5 protein-coding genes are annotated in these 6,065 nt (G+C 70.1%); 4 read left to right on the top strand and 1 reads right to left on the bottom strand.

The window, feature by feature from the left end:
- The first annotated feature begins 245 nt into the window (after window positions 1–245).
- From StrepF001_RS44025 to StrepF001_RS44010, 4 genes are all read left to right on the top strand, one after another.
- The gene (locus StrepF001_RS44025; RefSeq protein WP_240797994.1) at window positions 246–1,346 is read left to right on the top strand and encodes a 3-oxoacyl-[acyl-carrier-protein] synthase III C-terminal domain-containing protein; all 1,101 of its coding nucleotides are present in this window, start codon (window positions 246–248) and stop codon (window positions 1,344–1,346) included.
- 173 nt (window positions 1,347–1,519) lie between these two features.
- Window positions 1,520–2,047 (top strand): isoprenylcysteine carboxylmethyltransferase family protein, encoded by a 528-nt coding sequence (locus StrepF001_RS44020; protein ID WP_129803682.1) that lies wholly within the window; start codon window positions 1,520–1,522, stop codon window positions 2,045–2,047.
- Window positions 2,044–3,114, top strand: a complete 1,071-nt coding sequence (locus tag StrepF001_RS44015) for an FAD-dependent oxidoreductase (protein ID WP_129803681.1) — start codon at window positions 2,044–2,046, stop codon at window positions 3,112–3,114. Before StrepF001_RS44020 ends, StrepF001_RS44015 begins: the two co-directional genes overlap by 4 nt.
- A gap of 71 nt (window positions 3,115–3,185) precedes the next feature.
- Window positions 3,186–3,980, top strand: coding sequence for a class I SAM-dependent methyltransferase (locus tag StrepF001_RS44010; RefSeq protein ID WP_129803680.1), 795 nt, complete (start codon window positions 3,186–3,188; stop codon window positions 3,978–3,980).
- A 79-nt stretch (window positions 3,981–4,059) separates the two neighbouring features.
- Here the strand turns inward: StrepF001_RS44010 and StrepF001_RS44005 are convergent, their stop codons facing one another.
- Window positions 4,060–5,823, bottom strand: coding sequence for an FAD-dependent oxidoreductase (locus tag StrepF001_RS44005; protein WP_129803679.1), 1,764 nt, complete (start codon window positions 5,821–5,823; stop codon window positions 4,060–4,062).
- Window positions 5,824–6,065: the final 242 nt, after the last annotated feature.

The following is a 6,065-nucleotide window of genomic DNA, read 5'->3' as shown; positions in this document are numbered from 1 at the left end:
GTGCAGTGGCGCTACCTGCCGCACGACTCCCACCCCTTGGGGCATATCTGACGCACTGACTCCGCCAGGCCCACCGGAACGACGACTCCTCCTCGAAAGAGGAAGTGCAAAGCGCGCTTCGCGAGAGAAAACGATCTCTTAGCCCTTTAGTGGAGATATCATCCTTCTATTCTCCCATTTGTTCGTTTGTGGTGATCTTGTCCGTAGTCTGTGGGCGTCGGGTGGCATCGAGGTGAGGACGGGCAGTGGACCGGGCGACGAGCGAACCGCAGTGGGGAGGGGACGGCGCCGGGCCACGGGTGGTTGCGGTCGAGGTGGCTGTGCCGCCGCACCAGTACCGGCAGGAGGACATCACAACGGCGTTCGCGGATCTGCTCCCCGGACCTGCGGATGCGCATCGTGCTCTGGGCAGGGTGTCGGCGAACGCCGGGGTTGTCACGCGGAACTTGTCGCTGCCGCTTCATCAGTACGCGGCGCTGGACGGGTTCACCTGCGCCAACCGTGCCTGGCTGCACACGGCCCTGGAGCTGGGCGAGCAGGTGGTGAACGTGGCATTGAGCGCGGCCGGGGTGGAGCCTGACGAGGTGGATGTGGTGATCAGCACGACGGTGACCGGCCTGGCTGTGCCGTCGCTGGAGGCCCGCCTGGCGCAGCGGATCGGGCTGCGCCAGGACGTCAAGCGCATCCCGCTGTTCGGTCTGGGCTGCGCCGCGGGGGCTGCGGGCATCGCGCGGTTGCACGACTACCTGCGGGCGTTTCCTGACCAGGTCGGGGTGCTGCTGGGGGTCGAACTGTGCTCGCTGACGGTGCAGCGCGGCGACTGGTCCCTGGCCAATCTGGTGGCCACGAGCCTGTTCGGGGACGGTGCCGCGGCGGTCGTTGCCGTGGGGGAGCAGCGGGCCCGGGGCTGCCGCGGGCCGGAGGTCGTGGCCACCCGCAGCCGGCTCTACCCGGACAGCACCGACGTCATGGGCTGGCGGATCGGCGCGAACGGGTTCGGCATCGTGCTGTCCCCGGACGTGCCCACGGTGGCGGAGCGGGAACTGCCCAAGGACGTGAGCGCTTTCCTGGCCGATCACGGCCTGACGGTCGGCGATGTCGCCGCCTGGATCTGCCATCCCGGCGGGCCCAAGGTCATCGACGCGGTGGAGCGTGCCCTCGGCCTGCCCGAGCAGGCGCTGGCCCACACCCGTCATTCCCTGGCGACGCGGGGCAACCTGTCGTCGGTGTCCGTTCTGGACGTGCTGCGGGCGACGCTGGAAGCACCGCCCGCCCCCGGCTGCGTCGGGCTGCTCACCGCGATGGGGCCGGGCTTCGCCAGCGAGCTGGTCCTGCTGCGCTGGTGACCCGGAACGTCCCCTGACCGCGGCGGCTTGCCGTCTGCCCGCCTTCGAACCGCTTCAAGGAGTCGGCGTATGTCCTTGTCCGAGCTTGTCAGGCAATCATGCGCGCCGCCTGGCAGGACTGATGGGTGCCCGCAGGCCGTGGCCGGCCCGGCGGACAGCGGTGCAGCGTGGTGATGCGCATGGGGATGCTGCCGGCGTGGCTGGTCGTGCTGGTGGCGGCGGTCGCCGCAGAGCGGCTGGCGGAGCTGGTGGTCTCCAGGCGGCATGCCCGATGGGCTCAGGTGCGCGGTGGTGTGGAACACGGCCGAGGCCATTACCCGGTCATGGTGGCCGTCCACACGGCGCTGCTGGTCGGCATCCTCGCGGAAGTCGCCGTCGCGCGGCGGGCGTTCATCCCCGTGCTGGGCTGGAGTGCGCTGTGTGCCGTGGTGCTGCTGCAGGGGCTGCGGTGGTGGTGCGTGTGGTCGCTGGGCCCGCGCTGGAACACCCGGGTCATCGTCGTTCCGGGACTGCCGCTGGTGCGGCGTGGCCCCTACCGGTGGCTGCGGCATCCGAACTACGTGGTCGTCGCAGCGGAGGGTGTTGCGCTGCCGCTGGTGCACAGTGCGTGGCTGACCGCGCTGCTGTTCACCGTTGCCAATGCCGCGGTCCTTACCGTGCGCCTGCGGGTGGAGAACGCGGCGCTGGGACTTTCAGCGTGAGCCGCGACGTGTACGACACCGATCTGCTCATCGTCGGCGCGGGTCCGGCCGGGCTGGCCGCCGCGCTGTACGCTGCGCGGGCGGGTATGTCCGTGACCGTCTGTGAGAAGCGGCCCGACCCGGTGGACAAGGCATGTGGCGAAGGGCTGATGCCCGGCGGGGTGCGACGGCTCCACGCCCTGGGGGTGTGCCCGGCAGGGGCGCCGCTGACCGGGATCGACTACCTGGATCTGTCCGGCCGCCGGGCGCACGCGCCGTTCCGAGCCGGGCCCGGGATGGGCGTGCGCCGCACCGAACTACAGGCCGCACTGTCTGCCGCCGCGCACGCCGTCGGCGCTCACCGGCTCGATACCTGCGTGACGGCAGCGGCGCAGGATGCCACCGGGGTGAACGCCGCAGGACTGCGCGCACGCTGGCTCATCGCCGCCGACGGTCTGCACTCCCCGCTGCGCCGTCACCTCGGTGTCCCCGTCCGGCGCGGGTTCCCGCGCCGCTTCGGACTGCGCCGTCACTGGCACACCGAGCCTTGGAGCCAGAACGTGCAGGTGGTCTGGGGCCCGCGTGCCGAGGCGTACATCACCCCCGTGGCTGCGGACCAGGTGGGCGTCGCCGTCCTGTACCGCCCCGACGCCACGCCGTCGGGCGCGGCGGCACACCACACCTACGCCGGGCTGCTGGAGGCCTTCCCTCACCTGCACCATCGGCTCGCTCACGCCGCCCCGGCGTCCAGCGTGCGCGGCGCCGGCCCGATGCGGCAGCAGCCGGCGCGCCGCGTCGTGGGCCGGATCCTGCTCGTCGGTGACGCAGCCGGGTACGAGGACGCGCTCACCGGCGAGGGCATCAGCCTGGCACTGGCCCAGGCCGAAGCCGCAGTCGACGCCCTGGTCGCCGACGCCCCCGCTCGCTACGGGCACGCCTGGCGGCGCCTGACGCGCCGCTACCGGTGGCTGACCCACACCTTGGTCCTCGCCACCACCCACCCTGGCGCCCGCTCGCTGCTGGTGCCCGCATGCCTGGCCGCGCCGACGGTCTTCCGTGCCGCGGTCAACCAGCTCGCCGACCCGTGAACACCCCACGCTGCACATCACACCACTACAGCATCCGCACACGCACACACCACCGCAGGAGGTGGAGCACCATGCACGACGGGCAGTTCCCCCGGGGCGGCCCCGGCGCCTCATGGTGGGACCGTCTGTACGAAACCGACCGAGCCGAGTGGATCGACTTCATCGACCACCCCGATCCCCGGCTGGCGGAAAGGGCCCGCAGGGGACTGCGCGAGCTGGACCGCTTCCAGCGCGCGTCACTGGCCTACCGCACGTTCAGCCGACTGGCCCTGGCAGAGGCCGGCCAGCAGCGTGAGCCCCGCATCCTCGAACTCGGAGCAGGCCGGGGCCACCTCGCTGAACAGCTCCTGCGCGACCACCCCACCGCGCACGTCACCATCAGCGACATCAGCACCGACTCCGTCCAGGCATTCCGTACCGGCCCTCTGGGCGACCACCCACGGGTCACCACACGCGTCATCGACGCCACTGCCATCGACGCCCCCGACCACACCTGGGACGTGGCCGTCTTCACCATGTCCCTGCACCACCTGCAACCAGCTCAGGTACGCATGGTGCTCCGCGAAGGCACCCGAGCCGCACACCGCCTGCTCATCATCGACGCCTGGCGGCACCCGGCATACCTGGCCATCGTCCCGCTGCTGCTCCTCCTCGGCGGGGCCACAGCCGCACACGACGGCACGATCAGCCTGCGCAAGGCCTACAGCCCGTCCGCACTGCACGCCCTCGCAGACGACTGCGGCGCACCAGTGCACCTGCACTGCAGGTTCCACCTCCCCGGCTACCTGGTGGCCTCCGCCAGCCGCAGCGCACAACAGTCGCCCGACGACACCGCAGCCACCACAGCACAAAACCGAGACGATTGAGCTGGTACGCCGATGCGCAGTCGGCTTCTTACTCCCCTCCTCTGCCCCGCAGAGCCTCGTGATGCTTCAGCAAAGCTTGTCAACCGACGTCGAAGAGATTCGGCAGCCGGAGGAGGTAACGGGTGCGGTCGTGGCGTTTGAGCGCCTCGAATTCGGGGGCCCGGTACAGCGGGGTGACGGTGCATCGCTCGGCGGCCGAACCGATCCCGTCCAGCAGGGCGTTGACAGCCTGCCGGGCCGAGGTGTTGGCGCCTTCCATGGTGGCGAGATCGATGGGTACGGCCACGTAGTCGCCGGACAGGAAGAGGTTGGGGATCTTCGTGGTCGACCGCGGACGGTGGTGGAAGGTCCCTGTCGGATGGATGAGCAGTTGTTCCTCGTTGACGGGGTTCGGGGTGCCGAGTCCGTCCACGGCCGGATCGAGGAACCAGGAGTGCAGCACGGAGTCCTTCAGGACCGTACGGCCGCTGTCGTTGAGCGCCGCCTTCAACTGCGCCCACACCTCGCGGGCGACTTCGGCGCGAGTGCACTGTTTGGCCGTCTTGCCGTACAGGATGCCCGGCTGGTCCCACTCGGAGACGTCCACGGACAGACAGTCCGCGACCGTGCCGTCACCGAAGTCGGAGGGGAAGTCGTGGCCGGGCCAGTGCTGGGCCTGGGCGATCGCGGTCAGTGACCAGGGGGAGTCGATGAGGTCGAGGTGGCCGTGCAGAATCGGCGTACGTTCGGTCAGGTAGAACTGGATGCCGGTCATCCAGTCCGTCTCCAGCCGGTCGCACTCGGCCAGTTGGGGGTCGGCGGCGCGCACGGCGGAGTTCCAGGTGCGGCGGGCGTGCTCGACCGGCATGGCCGAAATGTAGTGGTCGGCGGTGACGGTCCGGCGGGCACCTTCCGGGTCCTCCATGACGGCCCCGGCGATCCGGCCCGCGTCCAGGGTCAGGTCCCGTACGGTCCAGCCGATGTGGAACTCGACTCCGAGTGACTTCAGGTACGTCACCCAGGGGTCGATCCAGGCCTCGTTGGTGGGCGCGTTGAGGATCCGGTCCAGCGGTCCGTCCGCGCCCCGCCCGAGGAGGTTGAAGGCGAAGGCCTCCAGCAGGGTGGCGACCGTACGGGTGCTGGCCTCCTCCGCCTTGGTGGCCACGATGTTGCGGGTGATGCCAACGGCGAGGATCCGCTGGTAGTCGTACGACATCCGTCCGGCTCGTACGAACTCCCACCACGGCATCTGCTCCCAGGCGTCGTCGCGGCGTTCGTCGCAGCTGGTGAGGAAGACCAGAAAGCGGTTGGCGAAGTAGAGGGCCTCGTGGAGGGGGAGGTTGAAGGCGGTGTCCAGGACCGAGGTGAGGGCGCGGCGGATCTCGTCGGGGGTGAGTTCTGCCGGGGTGTTGCCGGGCCAGGGAAGCGGGATCCGGATGTCCTCGCGGCCGCCCGACCGGGCGAACAGCATCTCCTTGGGGGCGACGAGGTTGTCGTGGACACCGTTGGTGTTGCCGGGGAAGGGGATGCGCCGCATGGTGTCGGGCAGGTTGTGGTAGATGCCGGGGATGAAGCGGAAGCCGTGCTCCCCGGGCAGGGGGCGGCGGCCGCCCGTGCCGCTGTCCGGCACGTTCATGCTGCGGGCCTTGCCGCCCAGTGCCTTGCGTTCGTAGACCGTGACCCGGAAGCCGCGTTCGGCGAGTTCGTGCGCGGCCGTGAGCCCGGCGACGCCCCCGCCCAGTACGACCACGGTCTGTGGGGCGGCGCCGTTCTGGGCTGCGGCCCGCTTGGGGGTTTCGAGGGTGACCCCGCCGCCGGCGGCCGCGGCTGTGCCCAGGAAGCCTCTGCGTGTGGTGCCGCCCATCGCTACCCCTTACCGTCGGTAACCATTGGCGCACGAGGATATGAGCGACGCACCGATCTCGGAAGGCGACCGACGGAGCTTGGGTCACTTTGGCTTGATGCCGCATCACCTCGGCAGCACCCGACGGCGTGCGGCAAAGGCATTCCCGGTCCGACTGCGGCCAGCCGTATGCCGAAAGGCGGGGAAGCGTCGAGGGAGCGAATTTCATCGTAGAGCGGAGCAGCGGACTCATAATCCGTCGG

Origin of the sequence: Streptomyces sp. F001 (assembly GCF_004187715.1) — a bacterium.
Taxonomy (GTDB): domain Bacteria; phylum Actinomycetota; class Actinomycetes; order Streptomycetales; family Streptomycetaceae; genus Streptomyces; species Streptomyces flavusporus.
Note: the sequence above shows the minus strand (reverse complement) of the source record. Positions and strands in the feature narration are given on the sequence as shown.